The organism is Shewanella sp. 1CM18E, from assembly GCF_023161665.1.
Taxonomy (GTDB): domain Bacteria; phylum Pseudomonadota; class Gammaproteobacteria; order Enterobacterales; family Shewanellaceae; genus Shewanella.
In genome coordinates this window covers 506,173-524,841 of sequence record NZ_JALNTW010000001.1, presented here as the reverse complement: position 1 = coordinate 524,841, position 18,669 = coordinate 506,173, and the positions used below count along the sequence as shown (strand labels likewise).

15 protein-coding genes are annotated in these 18,669 nt (G+C 40.3%); 7 read left to right on the top strand and 8 right to left on the bottom strand.

Annotated features, from left to right (window positions below):
* Together MSG37_RS02260 and MSG37_RS02255 are read left to right on the top strand one after the other, a co-directional pair.
* Positions 1-2,064 (top strand): hypothetical protein, encoded by a 2,064-nt coding sequence (locus tag MSG37_RS02260; RefSeq protein WP_248468931.1) that lies wholly within the window; start codon positions 1-3, stop codon positions 2,062-2,064.
* Positions 2,064-2,561, top strand: a complete 498-nt coding sequence (locus MSG37_RS02255; RefSeq protein ID WP_248468930.1) for a hypothetical protein — start codon at positions 2,064-2,066, stop codon at positions 2,559-2,561. The genes MSG37_RS02260 and MSG37_RS02255 overlap by 1 nt, the downstream gene beginning before the upstream one ends.
* A gap of 12 nt (positions 2,562-2,573) precedes the next feature.
* Here the strand turns inward: MSG37_RS02255 and MSG37_RS02250 are convergent, their stop codons facing one another.
* From MSG37_RS02250 to MSG37_RS02220, 7 genes are all read right to left on the bottom strand, one after another.
* Positions 2,574-3,434: a thymidylate synthase gene (locus tag MSG37_RS02250; protein ID WP_248468929.1), complete on the bottom strand. Its 861-nt coding sequence runs from the start codon at positions 3,432-3,434 to the stop codon at positions 2,574-2,576.
* A 283-nt stretch (positions 3,435-3,717) separates the two neighbouring features.
* Positions 3,718-3,945 (bottom strand): hypothetical protein, encoded by a 228-nt coding sequence (locus MSG37_RS02245; protein ID WP_248468928.1) that lies wholly within the window; start codon positions 3,943-3,945, stop codon positions 3,718-3,720.
* Positions 3,935-4,954 carry a GAF domain-containing protein gene (locus MSG37_RS02240; RefSeq protein ID WP_248468927.1) on the bottom strand — a complete coding sequence of 340 codons (1,020 nt, stop codon included), beginning with the start codon at positions 4,952-4,954 and terminating at the stop codon, positions 3,935-3,937. The genes MSG37_RS02245 and MSG37_RS02240 overlap by 11 nt, the downstream gene beginning before the upstream one ends.
* Before the next feature lie 372 nt (positions 4,955-5,326).
* Positions 5,327-6,757: a hypothetical protein gene (locus tag MSG37_RS02235; RefSeq protein WP_248468926.1), complete on the bottom strand. Its 1,431-nt coding sequence runs from the start codon at positions 6,755-6,757 to the stop codon at positions 5,327-5,329.
* Positions 6,758-6,956: 199 nt separating this feature from the next.
* Positions 6,957-7,382, bottom strand: a complete 426-nt coding sequence (locus tag MSG37_RS02230; protein WP_248468925.1) for a hypothetical protein — start codon at positions 7,380-7,382, stop codon at positions 6,957-6,959.
* 119 nt (positions 7,383-7,501) lie between these two features.
* A complete protein-coding gene (locus tag MSG37_RS02225; protein ID WP_169731095.1) occupies positions 7,502-7,675 on the bottom strand; it encodes a hypothetical protein in 174 nt (57 codons plus the stop codon).
* 9 nt (positions 7,676-7,684) lie between these two features.
* On the bottom strand, positions 7,685-8,281 hold the full coding sequence (locus MSG37_RS02220) for a tyrosine-type recombinase/integrase (RefSeq protein ID WP_220756972.1): 597 nt from the start codon (positions 8,279-8,281) through the stop codon (positions 7,685-7,687).
* Positions 8,282-8,402: 121 nt separating this feature from the next.
* Here MSG37_RS02220 and MSG37_RS02215 point away from each other — a divergent pair, with 121 nt between their 5' ends.
* From MSG37_RS02215 to MSG37_RS02200, 4 genes are read left to right on the top strand one after another with little or no spacing between them, the layout of a single operon-like run.
* Positions 8,403-10,106 (top strand): class I SAM-dependent DNA methyltransferase, encoded by a 1,704-nt coding sequence (locus tag MSG37_RS02215; RefSeq protein ID WP_248468924.1) that lies wholly within the window; start codon positions 8,403-8,405, stop codon positions 10,104-10,106.
* Entirely contained in the window at positions 10,096-11,424 is a 1,329-nt protein-coding gene (locus MSG37_RS02210; RefSeq protein ID WP_248468923.1) for a restriction endonuclease subunit S, read from the top strand. Before MSG37_RS02215 ends, MSG37_RS02210 begins: the two co-directional genes overlap by 11 nt.
* 2 nt (positions 11,425-11,426) lie before the next feature.
* Complete coding sequence (locus MSG37_RS02205; protein ID WP_248468922.1) at positions 11,427-12,725, top strand: FRG domain-containing protein; 1,299 nt, start codon at positions 11,427-11,429, stop codon at positions 12,723-12,725.
* Positions 12,722-15,979 carry a type I restriction endonuclease subunit R gene (locus MSG37_RS02200; RefSeq protein WP_248468921.1) on the top strand — a complete coding sequence of 1,086 codons (3,258 nt, stop codon included), beginning with the start codon at positions 12,722-12,724 and terminating at the stop codon, positions 15,977-15,979. The genes MSG37_RS02205 and MSG37_RS02200 overlap by 4 nt, the downstream gene beginning before the upstream one ends.
* A 47-nt stretch (positions 15,980-16,026) precedes the next feature.
* Here MSG37_RS02200 and MSG37_RS02195 read toward each other — a convergent pair whose 3' ends face one another.
* Positions 16,027-17,253 (bottom strand): chromosome partitioning protein ParB, encoded by a 1,227-nt coding sequence (locus MSG37_RS02195; RefSeq protein ID WP_248468920.1) that lies wholly within the window; start codon positions 17,251-17,253, stop codon positions 16,027-16,029.
* A 161-nt stretch (positions 17,254-17,414) separates the two neighbouring features.
* On the opposite strand from MSG37_RS02195, the gene MSG37_RS02190 reads away from it, so the two are divergent.
* Complete coding sequence (locus MSG37_RS02190) at positions 17,415-18,593, top strand: hypothetical protein (RefSeq protein WP_248468919.1); 1,179 nt, start codon at positions 17,415-17,417, stop codon at positions 18,591-18,593.
* Positions 18,594-18,669: the final 76 nt, after the last annotated feature.

Below are 18,669 nucleotides of genomic sequence, written 5' to 3'. Positions count from 1 at the left end.
ATGAAACAGGAACATTTAGAACATTTACAGCAAATAAATCTGTATTGGAAAGAAATACTGTCTAATGTCTTGATTTTAAATGATGTTGCTCGTAAGGATATTAATGGTGATATTAATCCGTATATAGCTCAATTAGCTCAACTTCCAGTGGCTAAAAAGAGTTTGTTTAGCAACATGCTGTGGAATTTTGAAGAAGAAACTTCAAATCGAGCAGCCTCAGTTAGCGCATCAAAGATTCAGTTAGATTTTAGTGTTTATACGCATATTCCGCTAGGAGTCATTACAGAGATAAAATGCTTATTTTTGTCTATTTACGCTTCACCAAAAGAATTTGGTAATAAAAAGAACGAAATAAAAGTAAATACATTGATTGCTCCATTCAAAAATGGATTGAGATTTTTGGATTTTGTTTTCTCTGAAGTGGAGAGGCGGCTCGGCAGAGAGTATGTGCAAGAACAGTGCTGTAATCTGTCAGATGTCACGTTGATGGATTTTGAAGAGGCAGCCAAAAAAACCACGTTGAAAATTTCATCTGAAAAAAGTAAACGAACTGGCTATAAAATATTTTTTGACTATCTTAATAGCCATAAAGCAAAAGAAGACATAGGGATCAAGTGTAACGCTGATTTTAGTGTAATAAAATCAGCGTATGAGGAAGATCTTAAAGTAAGTGATGACTTGAAAAAAGAGCTATTGCCTTATCTTGAAACTAAAGTGTTTAATTTAGCTCTCAAGAAGGCTTCATTTAATGTCGTAAGCTTTTTAAAAAGTGTTGGTGAAGATGTGAGCGATTCAGTTATGTTGAAGCATTACGATATTTTAGCTACAACGTACGAAGAATTCTCATATTCACAAGAAGATTTTGAGGATTATGGTGCCTATCGCTTGAGTAGGAAAGGATACTCATTTGATGCTATAAACCGTATTTTCCCTAATAATCGAGTTGCAAAATTAGATTGCTGTAGTGCTCCTACCAATTCAATGGTTATCACAAGGTTGCAGAAAAAATTTGAATCGACCGAACCTCTTCGAGTTGCCATTAATAAAGTGTTTTATTCAGCGCTGTGGGTTTTAGGCTCGCTGATGGGAGCACGGCCAAATGTATATTCAGATTTAAAAGTTAATGGTTGTTTGGATATTGAAGATAAGGTAATCGTCGCTGAAGAGCATAAGGGGAGAGATAATCGTTGGAACTTGTTTAATGATCGTTGGGTAGCAATACCAATTATGATTGACGCAATAAAAGCGATTGAGCTAATCGGCGGAAAGGTTTTTCAAAACACATATGTGTTTGGCAATGTTGATACATTGAAGCCGGATGAAATCAACAAATCTATGGTAAATATTTCTCTTATTATCCAACAAAGCTTCTTGTCTTTAACAGGTATACCGATTAAAGAAATTAACAGCAAACTCAATGGATATACATTCAGACATAGTTTAGCTCATCAAATGTACAGAGCTGATTCAGGCTTGCCAGTTATTTCTTATCAACTCAAGCACATGGTATCTGCAACGGATGCCCTATCACGCAAAGGAAGAGTGAGCGAAATGACTTTGGGCTATGGAGGCATAGCTAATCAATTAACCAGTGGTGATAGCCGAGACAAGTCTTTGGATTTAAAACATATCGCTGAGTTAGAAGCTGTTAAAGCCAACTTTGATCCGAATGGGAAATATATGGGGGGAAAAGCAGAGGAACACCTTTCGAAAATAAAAAAATTCTTCAATGGTTGTATGGAAGCTGGCTATGAAGAAGAAGAGATCTACGAAGCAATGGTTGAGCAAGGTTTAGCTATTATCAATGTAGGTACTGGTTACTGTTTTGGTGGTGTAGAAGATTTTGATGAAAACTTGCCTTGCATCGGTGGTTTAAGATGCAACCCTGTGCGTTGTCGTAATGCCATCGTATCTAAAGCTAATGCACCAAAATGGCGGGAAATATACATTTCTAATTTAAAATTGGTTGGCGCTGAGGGATACGAAGATAGGCAAGATCAGATTGCTGAGGCGATAGAAGAAACTAAAAGGGTTTTGCAGTACTTGGGAGAGGATTTGGTCTGATGGCTGAATATTACGATGAGAAGAATCAAGAATCGTTTGATGAAAACACTAATAAGATATCTGATGCATTGGATGCCATTAGAAAAGATAGGAAACTAAAAGCAACTAAAGCTCAATTAGTGGCGTTAACAGGGCTTCACCGGAATACTTTTGACCCTAAAGGGTCGAGATCTTGGGCTGGTATTGAGCTTGAGATAATTAAAAAGCAGAGAGCTAAAGAATCAAAGCAAAGTAAAGTAACCAAAAAGCAAGAAAGCCAAAACCTGAATGCTTTATTAGATCAATCTAAGTTGGAAATTCTTCACTGGTTTACTAAATACTCAGAATCAGAAAGAGACCTAGATAAACTAAGAATACGCTCAAAGCGTGATCATGAGAGCCTTGAATGGCATAAAGCCGAAATAAAAAAAGAGCGAGAAGCTAAAAATGCGCTTGAGAAAAGGATTGAGCTATTGGAGAGCTTGCTTAACGACAAACTAGGAGAAAATGGGGCATAAGCCCCATTGTTTTTATACCGAGAATGGGTATTTGATAGGTTCGTGATGTTGGTAATCTACCACTTCAAAATCATCAACGGTGACCCATGTTTCCAAGTCCTCTAATGACTTAATATTAGGGTTAATGAGAAGCTTTGGCGGTGTGTAAGGCGTCCTCTTTAGCTGCTCTTTCATTAGATCTAGTTGGTCTTCATAGATATGGCCATTAACGATCTTATGAAATGCTTTTCCAGCCTTTAATCCAGAAATTTGAGCTGTAATCTGGAGTAGCCAAAATACTTGAATTTGATTGAAGACCAATCCTAGCGGAATGTCAGAAGAGCGCTGTATGCTATTTAAATATAAAGTATTTCCTAATAAGCTGAACTGGTGCAAAAACATGCATGGGCGTAAACAACCCATATGGAACTCACCGACATTATAAAACGACAGAATTTCACCTCTGTCATCTATTCCTTGGCTTAGGTTGTTGATGATTTTCTTATACTGATCAATAAAACCGCCATCAGTTTTTGCCCATGAGCGACCTTGAACTCCATAGACTCGGCCCATATCATCTTCACCTTTGCGGTGTGGATTATTCAGCCATGCTTCATTTTGGTTTGCGTTAGCGTCCCAAGTTTTAGTACCTAACTTTCGGAAGTCGGCTGCGTTGTCATACCCACGCAAGTAGCCTAACATTTCTGCAATAGCACTCTTCCAATAGGCTTTTCGTGTTGTTACTAATGGAAATTCATTCGCGGCAACATCATATTCTAGATCTGCATTAATAACAGTTAAGCAGCGTTTTCCTGTTCTCTCATTTTCGACCCAGACGCCTTCATCGATAACTCGTTTACACAAGTTCTCATATTGGCTGTATCTATTGTTCATTCTATCTACCATGATTCGTTTTCGATAATGATACCAAATTTTTCTGTTACTTTTTATATTAAAACTCGCACTTCTTCGTCATCTTATGAACTACATACGCAGTTAATAAAAGTGCGCCTTTCTTATCACCTGCACAGACTGAGTTTGGTATGCTTTCATCGCTAATAGTGTTACAGACCTTGGGGTTGAAGTAATTTTGTAAGGGGTCTATAAAATGTTTTTAGTAACGTTTACCACATAAAAAAACCGCCGAAAGGCGGTTTTTTTATGTGGTATGGGCATCCTAGCGTTTTGCTTCTTCTAACTTGTTTGACAAGCGATGAGTTCTAGCATTAATCAGCCTATTAACTCGCTCCAAATCACTTTGTAAATCGGCTAGCATTTCTGTAGCTAAAGGCATATAAGCAACGTTACTATTAGATTGGTATCTTTTAATCTCGATAGTGTAGCCATCTTTTGTAGAGCCTTTAACTTCCTGCCCCATGATGACATGTGGGTTATTACGACTCATGAGTAACTCCCTCCTCGTTGTCTAAGCTTGAAGTGCTTTGCACATCAGGGTTGGTACTATGTTCCGAGTATGTTCTGTATTTTTCAATTAGTATAGCAACCAAATTTGCGTGAGTCTGTAAGAACATAGCATCTCTGTCTAAGTTGAATTGTTTAACTCTATCGCTTGTGAGGACAAGAACTCCCACTGGACGGTGTTCCTCATCACTGGATTTGTCTTCACATGGAATGATAGGGATCGCTATGATGCTTTTATATGATTCGATGTCTGACTGCTTCGTAACTGAAAATGATTGGTCTTCCATATCGCCACTGAAATACTTAACTTTCTTATGGAGGTATGACAACCCAACTACCCCAAAACCTGGTGCCCAAGGACGGTTTTGAACTGGTATACGATTGTCATTCATGCGCCATTTCGGAACGAGGGTCCCATCAGAGTTAGGAACATATAATGCAATGCTCCAAAGAGCACCTTGCCTGAGGTCAAATAATTGTTCACGAAGTACGACTATTGGCCAAAGTAAACTACTTATCATCTCATCCATAGCGTCATCAGTCACTGTTTGTTGCATTGCTTCTTTATTTCTAATGCTTCCAATAGCATAACTCAGAGCTTCGCTAGTGACTTTCATTGCATGGCTTTGGCTTTTAAATGTTTGTGAGTCAATTTTGTATTGCTTATCTAGCTTCTCAAACTCATTTTCGATCTCTTTGAGCTGCTTAAGTGTTTGGGTGTACTCAGGTAGTAGAGTATCTGTAGCTGAGGAACGAACCATTATTATCGATACAACTATATGAACACTGACTACTACCAGTCCTGAAATGATAATTAGTACCCAATTTATTGGCTTTAGAGAGCTAAAGTCTTTTACTCCTAGTAAATAGGTGACAAAAACAGCTATTAATATTGGAAGTATAAGTGCGTTCCAAAATGATGCTGCGGATTGAACGATACGATATGTTGAATTAATAGATGAAAGTACTGTATGGGTTTTTGACTCAGGCATAGTGATTCAGTATGAAACATAGTGTTCTTGTCACGATACTAGATTAGCATAATGTCAGTCACTAATTTCGTAACATATTTTTTATCTAAATCATGAAGTAAACAGTTCTAGGGGCTTACCAACGCTTCATGCTTAACACAACCCATTACACCATGATTTCTTGCAATGGTTGTCTACCTGATGATGTTATAAGCCCATTTATAGCTGCTGTAGAGGAATGTTCTACTGCCTTCCTTCTCTGTTTCAACAACTGAAAGTTTAATTTTGCCACCTCGCGGCAGAGAGCGAATAGCTTTGGGACATAAGCGACTTAAAGTTTTGACTCAAGTTCTTACTACAATCATATTTGGCTGCTGGTAGTTTTCGTACAGTCTAAGCTGCTAACTCTGCAACAATGATTTTGGTTGCGTCCAATAAGTTTTCGTCAGTTGGAAGCTTAATTAATTGCCTTTTGCTGATAACGTCATCCATCAATGGTGTTAACAAGCGTCTCGCAAACGATGAATGGTCTTTAGATGCATACATTTCACGCATTTTTTTTGCCAGGTCAAGCGATTTAATTTTCTTGATAATGAGGTCTGCTTCTTGTTTGTTTAAGAGGTATTCGAAAGCCATATCACCAAATTCCTTATTAACAATATCAAGCATTTCCTCTGCATCATCTTTGATAAATGTATCTAAAGCTGACTTTGTTCCTTTTTGGAGTGCCGTTCCACCGCCAAATGCCCCTACTAAACCACCAATTACTCCTCCTGCTGTTGTACCAATAATGGGGAAAGCACTGCCTATAGTCGCTCCTAGTGCTGCGCCTCCCATCCAACCAGCGGTTCCCCCCGCAACACTGCCAGCTGTCACGGCTACATTCTTAAAAAGCTGAACGCCGGATACTTCATCTTGAAAGTACCTGTATGCATCAACAGAAGAAAGCACAGTTGTTGTGACGATTCCAGTAACTATATTACCTCTTAACAATTTACTTAAATGCTTTGCCGCAGCAGCCCCATATATTTCAGAACCAGAACGCATAGCATTGGCTAGGCAATGCGTTAAATCCTTACCTAATTTACTAACTATCCAATCAGTTGTGCTTCGTAAACTTTGTTCAACACCTGTGCGGCCGATTTGTGCAGTTAGAATACTTGATACCCAAGTGACGCCAAACGTTTGAATTCCAGAGTAAGCAGCGTTTTGTAAAGCAACATCCCATTCATCACCATTCCAAATGGATACAGCAAAAGTTATGGCAGCTGAAATTCCCATTGCTGATGTTGAAATAATTACTCCATTTTTCGCATCGTAAATAAGAGAATCGATGTTACCTGCTTTTGCTATGTTTTTTGCTTGGTCATATGTATAACTGCCTTTGCGAACGATTTCTTCAGCCAAATCAGGGTCGGAAACTCCTTTAATTTGCCCTTTCTTGATTCTTTCGCGCATTGCTTTAAGAGCATCATCATATTTGTCTTTTGGAACCTCTATTTGCATAGGTTTTCCAAACCTATCGAAGTATCGAAATTCACTATTTTCGAAACACTCTGAAACGCATTTGGAGCCAGATTTGCAGTACTTAGTTTGTATCTCTTGCCCATTAACTAGTCTATCGGCACCATTTTTGACATTGTCATCACCAACTATTTTGGCGTTTTTCCCTGAAAGCACATCATCTAAGTGGTTGGCATCTTCCGCAGCAAAGCCATGTCCTTTAGCACCGTGATACTTTACCTTTCTGGCATATTCTTGAGCGTTATCCATTGCACCAGCATAGATACCATTTTTTTCTTTTCTATTTTTATAATTAGTCATTTGTAATTCTTATGAATTATATGTATTGCGATTGGGGAAAAGCGATTTAGTCACTCTAAAACGGTTTGACTGGAACTGACACAAAAAATGTAGTGGCCTGTTTTACTTGACCACTACAGAATGTTTAATCGATTACTTGAACCAAGATCATTAACAGAATTTATGTCAGGGTCGTAAATATCAAAACACTTATAACTTTCTATAACTCTGGAATTAATGAGCCGTTTGGTAACTCTCTTAAGAAAGTAGTTACAAAATAAGGTTCATCAGGGAAAGTTAACGGCTCATGTCGTTTAGGGTTACCATTTTGGTCTAGCCCATAGTTCAAAGTTTCAGCAAATACGCGCTCGTAATCCTTTAGAGTATCTTCAATAATGCTATACATTTCCTCATTAAACCCTGAAAGGGTTATCGCTCCTGCAATTGTTTTATTTTCATAGGTTAATGAGTATTTTTTGGGGATAACACAAGCTTCAGCAGTTCTATAATCTGAACGTGCAAGGGTCGTAAGAACTAAGCTGATCTCATCGTCTGAGGCGGATAAAGCGTAAGCCCTAAATAGGAAACGTTGAATAATGCCTGTTTGCTGGTCAACTATCGGCCAAATATTTGCTACTAATTCCATATTCACTCCATTTATTATTAATAGTTGTTGACTAAACGAATTGGTAATTATTGCTCTCGTATGTGATTTTTTGTTAAAAATACAAATGCGGTAAGCTCAGATACTAGTGATATTTAATATTAATCATCCACCACTTCAACGGTTTTATGCTGAGCGCCGTAATAGGTGCCTTCATCGATGGTGTAACGCAGCATCACCCCACAACTTGGGCATTCAAAGGTTTCATTTGGCTCGATGCATTCATCTTCAATCCAATCCCAACCAAAATGATTCTCACATTCAGGGCATTGCATAGCGGTTCCTTATGTCTCACAACTCTCTGAAATCCTTAGTGCATCTTCGATCTCGACGCCAAGGTATTCAATCGTGCTTTCGAGCTTAGCATGACCCAGAAGTAACTGAATAGCTCTAAGATTCTTGGTTTTGGCATAGATCAAAGAAGCTTTGGTGCGCCGCAGTGAATGTGTGCCATATTGGGTCTTATCTAAGCCAATATCAGTAACCCAACGATTAACTAACGTGGTGTAGTAGTGGTACGAAATGGGTTGCCCCACAAGGCGCGGACTTGGGAATAAGTAATCCGTTGGCGCTAGTGAGTTTTGAATGATCCACTGTGATAGCGTTTGTTGTGTTTTTGGCGTGATTTCAAAGTGAACTTCTTGCTGGGTCTTTTGCTGTTTAACGATGGTTCTGGACATTACGCAGCCACTGCGGCTGACATCTTGCACCTTGAGGTTTCGAAGATCACATGAGCGCAATTTACTATCAATAGCCAAATTAAACAGTGCCAGCTCAAACAGTCGCTCTTCAAGCTCTAGCCTAATTCGGATGCGCCAAATATCCTCAAGTTTGAATGCTTTCTTTTGACCAATACGCTTGCCTTTATTCCAAGCTTCCATTTCATGCTCCTTACTTCAAAAATCCACTATTAAGTAAGGCATAAATCAAAGACTTTTGAGCATTGAGTGATATGATGCAGGCAATTCTTTTAATACAAGAAAATTTATTTAAGAAACCATTATGAATCAAACAGAACAGCAATACTTGAAAGAGCTTGAAGCTAAGCTTTGGAATGCGGCAGACAAGCTGCGCTCAACGCTAGACGCGGCACAATACAAACACGCTGTACTTGGCTTAATCTTCGTTAAATACGTATCAGATGCGTTTAAGTTACGTCAGGAAGAGATCAAAGCAGACCTTGCTAACCCAGATCACGAATACTACCTAGACCCTGCTGACTTCTCAGTAGAAGAGTTGGCAGCCGAGATCGCTGTTGAACTTGAGCAACGCGATTTTTATACCGAGAAGAATGTGTTCTGGTTACCAACAGAATCTCGCTGGCAGTTCCTACAAGATAACGGCCCTCGTGTGATTGGTGGTGCTGAACTTGAAATTGACGGTAAAGAAAAGAAGATCACCTCTGTAGGTCACCTAATTGATAACGCACTTGAGGGCATTGAGCGTGATAACCCAAAACTGAAAGGTGTACTAAACAAGTCTTACTCTGCTTTGAAGATCGACCAAGCGAAGCTGAACGAGCTTATCAACCTGATCGCTACCATTCCGTTTGTTCATGCCGACCTAAACAGTAAAGACATCCTTGGTCATGTGTATGAATATATGCTTGGTCAGTTTGCACTGGCTGAGGGTAAAAAAGGTGGTCAGTTCTATACACCAGCGTCTATCGTATCGCTGATTGTTGAGATGATTGAACCATTTGAAGGTCGTGTGTATGACCCTGCAATGGGCAGCGGCGGTTTCTTTGTGCAATCAGAGAAGTTCATTGAGCGTAGAGCGAATCAAAAAGACATCGACCCGCTAACGCAAAAGCAGAAGATCTCTATCTATGGTCAAGAATACAACCACACCACATGGCAGCTAGCTGCGATGAACATGGCGATCCGTGGTTTGGATTACGACTTCGGTAAAGAGCCTGCGAGTACCTACACCAATGTGCAGCACCCTGATTTACGTGCTGACTTCATCATGGCCAACCCACCGTTTAACATGAAAGAGTGGAATACGGGTGTGGATGATAACGATCCTCGCTTTAAATACGGTCAACCGCCATCGGGTAACGCCAACTTTGCGTGGATGCAGCACATGCTTCATCACCTGTCTGCTGATGGCTCTCAAGCGCTGTTATTAGCCAACGGTTCAATGAGTTCAACCACTAACAACGAAGGCACTATTCGTCAGGCATTAATCGAGAATGATTTGATTGAGTGTATGGTGGCGCTGCCGGGGCAACTGTTTACCAACACTCAGATCCCAGCATGTATTTGGTTCCTAACCAAGAACAAAACGGCTCGTACTGATAAAGCAAGTCGGAAGTTACGTGATCGTCAGGACGAAGTGCTGTTCATTGATGCGCGTAACCTTGGCTACATGAAAGATCGCGTGCTGCGTGATTTCACCCGTGATGATATTCAGAAAGTCGCTGATCTTTACCATGCTTGGAAAACAGGCGCAGAGGTAAACGGTATCGCTTATGAAGACCAAGCTGGTTTCTGTAAATCAGCAACGTTAGCAGAAATCACCAAGCACGATTTTGTACTGACACCGGGGCGTTACGTTGGCGCGACTGAAGAGCTAGATGACGGCATTCCATTTGGCGAGAAGATGGCAACGCTAACCGCCAAGTTGAGCGAGCAGTTTGCTGAGTCAGCGACGCTAGAAGCAGAGATCAAGAACAACCTAGCGGGGTTGGGTTATGAGCTTTAAAACTCCCTTAGGTAAGACTATTTTCGAAACAAAACCGATAAGTGCTGGATGCGAATTTGTTTCGGGTTACGCGTTCAAAAGTAAAGATTTCGCTGAATTTGGCTTTCCTGTCATAAAAATTAAAAACATCCAAAATAAGCAAGTTACTTTGAATGGTGACAATCAGTTTATACCTAACAGCGTCATCACCGAAAAATTGAACAAATTCAAATTGACGCATGGTGATATCCTAATTGCAATGACAGGGCAAGGTAGTGTTGGTCGTGTCGGAAAACTAGTTTTAAATGACAAACAAGTAACCCCTTATTTGAATCAACGGGTGGGTAAATTTGTTCCGCATCCAAACGTGTTGGACAAGGACTACTTGTATTACTGTATTAGCACTTCAGCATATGAAAGCCTACTCTTTGCTGCTGGTTCTGGAAGTGGTCAGCCAAACTTGAGTCCTTCGATCATCAAAGGGGTTGAAATTCCATTTCCCCCTATCAAAGTTCAAGAAAGTATTTCGAAAATACTCAGAGATCTAGATGAAAAAATAGTTACCAATGTTCAAATGAACCAGACCCTAGAAGAAATGGCACAAGCCATCTTCAAGTCATGGTTTGTTGATTTCGAGCCAGTTAAAGCCAAGATGAATGGTGAGCTACCAGATGGTATGGATGCAGCTACTGCCTCGCTATTCCCAGAAAAGCTCGTTGAGTCTGAGCTTGGTTTGATTCCTGAAGGGTGGGAAATTCAGAACACTGGAGACTTATTCGATGTTAAAGATGGTACTCATGATTCTCCAAAGAAAGCCGAAGAGGGACATTATCTAGTCACTTCAAAGCACATTACTGGCGGAAAAATAGATACATCTTCAGCTTACCTAATTAGTGATGCCGATTTCGAAAAGGTAAATCAACGTAGTAAGGTCGATACATTCGATATTTTGCTAACAATGATAGGAACGGTTGGCGAGGTTGTCGTTGTCTACGATAACCCTGTTGAATTTGCTATCAAAAATGTTGGTTTATTCAAAACGTCCCAAAGACCAGAATTGGTTTGGTTATTCTATTGGCATCTTCAAAGCTTCAAAATGAAGAATTATCTAGAAGTAAGAATGGCAGGCACTACTCAGCAGTATCTAACTCTTAAGACGTTGAGAACAATTCCTGTGATACTTCCATCAGAAGATCTTTTGAAAAGATTTAACGAAATGATGTCGCCTTTGATGGAAAAGATTTCTGACAACCATAAACAAAATCATACGTTGGCGAGTCTCCGCGACACCTTGCTTCCTAAATTGCTTTCGGGCGAAATCGAGTTAGGTAAGGATTAAGTATGTCTGGTTCTGTCGAGAAGAAATATTATCTTAACCTGCCTATGTGGCCAGAGTTTGATATTTTTGATAAAACGGTTGACGGTCTTATACCTTCTGCCCGAATTGAGTCGTGGGAAGACTATGATCGTGTTGTCCGTTTTTATTGCGATAACGACCATGAAGGTAATTATGTATTCCGCGGGCAGAAGCACTACAAGTGGCAACTAGAGCCTACATTAGATCGACTGGTGCAAGGAGCAGTAACAGAAGATATTGCCACAAAGCAACTGAGAAATTTTAAGCTTTCGACACGTGGTCGACTACAAGATAAAAGTGTTTTAAACAGCGACACGGAGCTTTGGGCACTCGGGCAGCATCATGGATTGGCAACTCCGCTTTTAGACTGGAGTTTGTCCCCGTATGTTGCATTGTTTTTTGCTTTTGAAGGCGCAGATGATCCTACATGGCTCGATGGTGACACTGGGGAACTTAACAATTATAGCCGAACCGTATTCATTTTAAACAAGTCATTCATTCAAGATCTGATAGATGGCGAAGACGTTACCCAAGCTGGCGAGCAATTGCAAATTGTCGAACCTTCCATTGATGACCATGGGCGCTTAGTTAACCAAGCTGGCTTATTTAGTTTTGCGCCTTATGGTGAGATTTTGGAGTCATCGCTTGAGAAGCATTTAGCTGACTCTGGTGTGGATATAGATGATGTTACGGAAGTAGCAAAATATATTTGCAGAATACACATTCCAAATAAGCCAGACACTAGACAGGCTTGTTTGAAAAAACTTCGAAAAATGAATATTCATCATGCCAGTTTATTTCCTGACCTAATTGGCGCATCAGGCTATTGTAATGACTTAATTCGAGACGCCATATTGGGAGCCTCGAAGCATTTATTGTACTCAGAACCTGCAAATTCGCTTATATCTACTGAATCTGAAGAACAACCAGCTGAAAAATCAGAAAGCAATAAAAAACATCGCTTGGATAAGGCAAATGTAAAAGGTGCTTTGCTGGATGCACTAATTATTCATGAGTCTATTGATAAAAGTGTTATTCCAAAGGATTTAATGTATGTCGTTGATGAATTACTCTCCTTTATAAATGAAAAGGCGGGTGTTGATTGGTATAAAAAAGAATCAATTTTAGCTCGACTCAGAAATGTTGTACGTAGGGCTTTGAGAAAACAGAAATTCCCAGATGACTATTTAAATGATGCGGCAGAGAACTTGATCAAAATGGCTGCTGATAAAAGTGAAGAGGTTGATAGGGAAGCCTGTAAGAGCGATGAGGGCGGAGAATGATTACTGAAGACCAACTAGAACAACAATGCCTTGATTGGTTTACTAGTCAAGGCTACCTTTATAAAAACGGTTATGACATCGCCCCTGATGGTGATTCTCCTGAGCGTGATGATTACCATCAGGTGGTGTTGAAACAGCGTTTACTTGAACGCTTGGAAGTGTTGAACCCTGAACTGCCACAAGAGAGTTTGAACGTGGTGGTGAATACAGTGAGTACACCTGATACACCTGTACTGATTAAGAGCAATCGAGCCTTCCATAAGCACTTAATTGAAGGCGTACCCGTTGAATATAGTGTGTATGAAGATGGGGAAACTAAAACCAAGCACACTCATGCTCGCTTGATGGATTTTACTAATCCAGATAATAACGAGTTTCTTGTTGTTAATCAGTTCACCATTACAGGTAAAAAGGGCAACCGTCGCCCTGATGTGGTGGTGTTTATCAATGGCTTGCCGATTGCAGTTATCGAACTAAAAAATCCCGCCGATGATCATGCCGATATCTGGAATGCGTACAACCAACTGCAAACCTATAAAGATGAAATCTCTGATCTATTTGTTTTCAATGAAGCATTGATTGTAAGCGACGGTTGGACTGCCCGTGTTGGCTCATTGACGGCGAATAAAGAGCGTTTCCTACCATGGAAAACAGTAACTGGCGAAGACGACAAACCCTTACTGGAGTTTCAACTAGAAACCATGGTGCGTGGTTTCTTCAAACCAGATTTGCTACTTGATTATATTCGTTACTTTATTCTCTTTGAGATTGATAATGACAACATCATTAAGAAGATAGCTGGCTATCACCAGTTTCATGCTGTACGTGCTGCGGTAGAAGCGACCGTTAAAGCTAAACAAGCAGATAGCGATTTACCTATGGTTGCTGAGAGTATAGGCAAATATCAGGTACAAGCGACAAAAGGCTTAGATAAGATTAAAGCGGGTAGCGGAAAGGCTGGAGTGGTTTGGCATACTCAAGGCAGTGGTAAGAGTATCTCGATGGTGTGCTACGCCAGTAAGCTGCTGCAACAGCCTGCAATGAATAATCCAACTATTGTGGTGGTGACAGACCGTAATGATCTTGATGGTCAGCTTTACAATACTTTTGGTATGGCGCAAGAGACTTTAAAGCAGATCCCACAACAGGCAGATGGTCGAGATTTGTTGCGTCAATTACTGTTAAATCGTCAATCGGGTGGGATCATTTTTACCACCATTCAAAAGTTTGCATTATTAGACGATGAAATTGAGCATCCTATCCTGTCAACGCGTGCCAACATTGTAGTGGTGTCTGACGAAGCGCACCGGAGCCAATATGGTAATAAATCGAAGTTAGTTGAGGTTAAGGATGCCAACGGCAATGTGACAGGCTCTAAGTATGTATTTGGTTACTCAAAATACATGCGCGATGCTTTACCTAATGCTTCATTCATTGGCTTCACAGGCACCCCAATTGCCATGGATGATAAAGATACACGTGGCGTTTTTGGCGAGTATGTCTCTGTCTATGATATTCAAGATGCGGTAGATGATGGTGCCACAGTACCAATCTACTATGAATCTCGTTTAGCTAAGCTTGATATCAATCAAGCTGAGATTGAGGAGCTTAACGACCAAGTCGAAGATGAAATCGGTGAGGACGAAGAGACAGCTAGCCGTGAACAAATCAAATCACAATGGGCAACACTAGAAAAGCTCGTTGGTGCTGAGCCTCGTATTCAGCAAGTCGCTCTCGATTTGGTGAACCATTTTTGCACTCGCAGCGAGACGTTTCCCGGCAAAGCCATGATTGTAGCGATGAGCCGTGAGATCTGTGTCGATCTTTACAATGCTATTGTCGCAATAAAGCCTGAATGGCATCACCCCGATCCCGATAAAGGCGCAATCAAAATTGTGATGACGGGCAGCGCCTCTGACAAAGAGAAGATGCAGCCTCATATTCATGATAAGAAGACCAAAAAGCTGTTTGAAAAACGCTATAAAGATACCCAAGACGAACTTCAATTGGTGATTGTGCGTGATATGTGGCTAACAGGCTTCGATGCGCCATGTTGTCATACCATGTATATCGATAAGCCGATGAAGGGGCACAATTTGATGCAGGCTATTGCACGCGTAAATCGTGTGTTTAAAGATAAGCCGGGCGGTTTAGTGGTTGATTATATCGGTATTGCCAATGAGCTAAAAAATGCTCTTAAAACCTATACCAATAGCCAAGGTAAAGGGCAACCAACTGTCGATACTGCTGAAGCATTCTCCGTATTAATGGAAAAAATTGATATTGTGAGAGGTATGTTTGCCACGCCAGTTGATGGTGCCGTATTTAACTACCGACCTGAGTTTGAAACGAATGCATTGCGTCTGTTGCCTGGGGCAGTAAACCATTTATCAGGTTTATCTCATCGCAATAGTAAAGGTGAAGAGGTACGAGATGGTAAACGGCGCTTCTTGGATGTAATGGCGGCGATGACTAAAGCGTTTTCTCTATGCAATACCATGGATGAGACCCAAGGTTATAAAAACGAAATAGCCTTCTACTCTGCGATTAAAACCGCTTTTATTAAACACTCAACAGTTGATAAAAAACGCAGTGATGAAGAACGTAACACAGCATTAAAGCAGATATTAGATAACGCAATTATTGCTGATGGTGTTGATGACATCTTTAATATGGTGGGGTTAGATAAACCTAATATTGGTTTACTCTCTGAGGAGTTCTTGGAAGATGTGAAGAACATGAAAGAGAAGAACCTTGCCGTTGAGTTACTAGAGAAGTTGCTGCGTGATGAGGTGAAAGCGCGGATGAAGAATGATGTGGTGCAGGAGAAGAAGTATTCTGAGCGCATCATGACAACACTGCAAAAGTATCATAATCGCAGTATTGAAACTGCTCAGGTTATTGAAGAGCTAATTAAATGGGCGAAAGAGATGGCTGCTGATGCTGAGATGGCTGAAGGTCTAAATCTATCTCCTGATGAAATTGCTTTTTATCGAGCATTGGTTATGAACGAAGCTTCAGTGCGAGAACTGGGTGATGATAGTTTGCGTGGTTTAGCTATCGAGTTAACTCAACAACTGCGTAAGTCAGCTACGGTAGACTGGCAAAAGCGTGATAGCGTTCGAGCACGCATGCGTAATTTAGTTCGTCGTCTGCTGCGCCGCTGGAAGTATCCACCTGACGCCGCAGAAGCTGCGATTAAGTTAGTGCTTGAACAAGCAGAAGTTCTGGCCGATGGTTGGTATGCAGCTTAAATAGAGTGAAAGGCAAGGTTTGATACCTTGCCTTTTTATATGATTTATTAGTTTTTTATCAGGATATTACTTTGCTTGAGAATGCGTTTAGGCGTTAATCCTTTTGGCACGCAAGGTACTGTAAACGCCTCGTTAATATTACCAGCTGAAGGTAATGGAAGTTTGTTGCCCTCAGCGTCTTTTTTGTATTGAGCTACTCGTTTCACGCTAACTTTATTGCCAGTAACAGGAATATTTAAGTGAATATTCCAGCCTTTGAAGATAGCTGATAACTTGCACAGTAAAGCGTAAGATGTTGATTCGCGTACAAGTGATTGTAAATAGTTTCGAACTTGATATTCAACATCGTCTTCAGAGTTTAAGCCTAAGCCAGATATTACTCTGGTTAGATACGTTTCTGGTGTTATTGGAAGTTCGTTAAATGTGCACTCTTTTAACTTTTGCGTTATCAAATAATGAGCAAACGCGTAAATAGGCTCAGATATTTGGCTTTCTAATTTATGTCGCTTAACAATAGTGGTCGCGAAATCTACTGATAACGCTAATTCCTTATGATCTTCGACATAACTTAAAATCTCTGCTGGTTGGAAAGCTGTTCCCTGAGTCGCTCTAAAATCGAATTTATTTTTTGTCATATCAAAGGCTTTCGCCAACATAGCGACACGAGAAAGAATTGGAGCGCTAACCTTTACACCTGACATTTCCAATACTTGTGCTCTAGAGCGCATGTTGCCCACATCGATATGTGCAAAAGATAAATCATCTGTGACGCCATATGTTATGGTTGCAATGAATCCTGCCCATGCCTCTAGGCACGCTTGTAATCTATGATGCCCGTTGAGGATCTCTCCATCATCCGAGATGATTATTGGCTCTCCTGTTAGGCACCATTTGCCATTTTTCATGGCTTCTGCATATTTATTGACTTTGATTCTACTTAGTTTTCTGTTTTTGTTGTTCTTATTTACTGCCCCGCGCTGTGAAAACTGCAACATATCTCTTGCTAATTCAGGTCTAATAAAAACCTCTATATGTTTGAGGCTCGTACTTACTAGTTTAATGCCTGCGTAATACTTAGATTTTTCCTTAAATATTTCATAAACCTTTTGTGCTGAAAGAATTTCACTCGACGTATCAACAAGTGTTTTAGAGCTGGCTAAATAACTAGAGCATTCATTGTTTTCATATTTCTCAACTAAACAACTACTTACTGAGTTAGCTAAAGAGTTATTGCCAATTTCATCTTGTTGTTTACGTTCATCTGCATCGTTCATCTGAGTTACCAAAGCAATCTGTATTAATATCTGAATAGTCTTATCTTAGAGTGCGATTTGCGCATTCATGCCTTAATGATTGATCAGACGCAATGTCTGATCAAGTTGTTTTTTTCAATTAGACTATGGGAAAAGATGGTGTAATTGATGCGAGATAGAGTTTGTCCAAGTTAAATTTAGCAGGTCGATTGATTACTAGTACTGGTAAAACTGTAAAGGGTTTAGTGACTTGCCTACCTACCGTTGAGCTTGAAAATTATTTTTTTTCTGATCGTATATATCCTCAATTGGAGGTCGTATTTGATGCAGCAAAAAATAAAACTAATTTAAGAAGAGTGTGCGAGATACAAAATGACTTGGAGGCTGAGCTGTCTCATGGTGTAGTCGGTGCGCCGATTGCGTTAACAGTTGTTTTGGAGGGGCGGCCTGCACTTTCTATAAATGGTGATACAGCGATGGTAACGTATGAACGGTCATCGAGTTTTATTCTCGGAGAGATCCTAATTCTTACTGCGGTTTTAAAATCCCTAGGGTTGAGGACTCCACTTTTTTCATCTAGATTGAATTCTGTTGATGTGAAAAAAAGCAGTGCGTTCCGGCAGATGTTAGCAGTGCAAAATGTCGTACTAACTATCATTTTTGATGATGAGAGCGGTATAAATGAGGAACAAGTTAGAGAGTTATTCTTTAAGTTCAATCGACAGCATTCTGGTATGCATCTGACTCAATTCTCCAAATCTAACGATTCATTCCCATTGAAGCCCTCAGTAATAAGAGTTTCAAAAAGTTTACGACTAGAAGACTTTGGTGGTTTATCTAATAAATCTAAGCATGTAAAAGTGTCAGAAAGCTACCTGACTACAGAGTACATATTGTTTAAGTTCCTTGTTGGGGCTGTTGCTGGCGCGCATATTCAAGAAACTTGTAAGATGTCTGATGACGTCACTGTAGCATCGGGAAAAAATGTATCGGAAGTACTTTCTGAGGGCTACTTTGATTTTGTTGAGTCTTTTCTCACCGCATGGCTTATGCCACTTAGGCAAGATAATAAGCATGCTAGAACTGGTTTCCGGTTATCCGCCCAAATTTGGCAAGCTATAGCCCTAGTTGTGAATCGATTAGTTGCCGATGGCGCTACTATCGAAGATGTTACCAGTGCTGGTTTGATCCTCGGAAAGCTAGACTATAGTAAGAAAGCTGTTCATTGGTATAATTGTGAAGTTATGGCACTAGACTCAAATGGTCGATTATTTAAGAATGCTGCCAATTCAACGCGTGAGTTCCGTATTGGGCTAGCAAATTATTTTTATAGTTTCGTGGGGGAGTTTAATAAACGCTAACGAGCACTGCGCTAGTTAAAAGAGATGAGCTTTAATGTCTTTCGCAAACTAACTATTTTAAAAGGCACCACACTCG

What these genes read in the sequence shown, in the direction of transcription:
- MSG37_RS02230 (WP_248468925.1), bottom strand. Translation starts at nt 7,382, where the DNA reads ATGGAATTAGTAGCAAATATTTGGCCGATAGTTGACCAGCAAACAGGC.
- MSG37_RS02245 (WP_248468928.1), bottom strand. Translation starts at nt 3,945, where the DNA reads ATGAGTCGTAATAACCCACATGTCATCATGGGGCAGGAAGTTAAAGGC.
- MSG37_RS02240 (WP_248468927.1), bottom strand. Translation starts at nt 4,954, where the DNA reads ATGCCTGAGTCAAAAACCCATACAGTACTTTCATCTATTAATTCAACA.
- MSG37_RS02235 (WP_248468926.1), bottom strand. Translation starts at nt 6,757, where the DNA reads ATGACTAATTATAAAAATAGAAAAGAAAAAAATGGTATCTATGCTGGT.
- MSG37_RS02260 (WP_248468931.1), top strand. Translation starts at nt 1, where the DNA reads ATGAAACAGGAACATTTAGAACATTTACAGCAAATAAATCTGTATTGG.
- MSG37_RS02200 (WP_248468921.1), top strand. Translation starts at nt 12,722, where the DNA reads ATGATTACTGAAGACCAACTAGAACAACAATGCCTTGATTGGTTTACT.
- MSG37_RS02215 (WP_248468924.1), top strand. Translation starts at nt 8,403, where the DNA reads ATGAATCAAACAGAACAGCAATACTTGAAAGAGCTTGAAGCTAAGCTT.
- MSG37_RS02210 (WP_248468923.1), top strand. Translation starts at nt 10,096, where the DNA reads ATGAGCTTTAAAACTCCCTTAGGTAAGACTATTTTCGAAACAAAACCG.
- MSG37_RS02250 (WP_248468929.1), bottom strand. Translation starts at nt 3,434, where the DNA reads ATGAACAATAGATACAGCCAATATGAGAACTTGTGTAAACGAGTTATC.
- MSG37_RS02205 (WP_248468922.1), top strand. Translation starts at nt 11,427, where the DNA reads ATGTCTGGTTCTGTCGAGAAGAAATATTATCTTAACCTGCCTATGTGG.
- MSG37_RS02255 (WP_248468930.1), top strand. Translation starts at nt 2,064, where the DNA reads ATGGCTGAATATTACGATGAGAAGAATCAAGAATCGTTTGATGAAAAC.
- MSG37_RS02195 (WP_248468920.1), bottom strand. Translation starts at nt 17,253, where the DNA reads ATGAACGATGCAGATGAACGTAAACAACAAGATGAAATTGGCAATAAC.
- MSG37_RS02225 (WP_169731095.1), bottom strand. Translation starts at nt 7,675, where the DNA reads ATGCAATGCCCTGAATGTGAGAATCATTTTGGTTGGGATTGGATTGAA.
- MSG37_RS02220 (WP_220756972.1), bottom strand. Translation starts at nt 8,281, where the DNA reads ATGGAAGCTTGGAATAAAGGCAAGCGTATTGGTCAAAAGAAAGCATTC.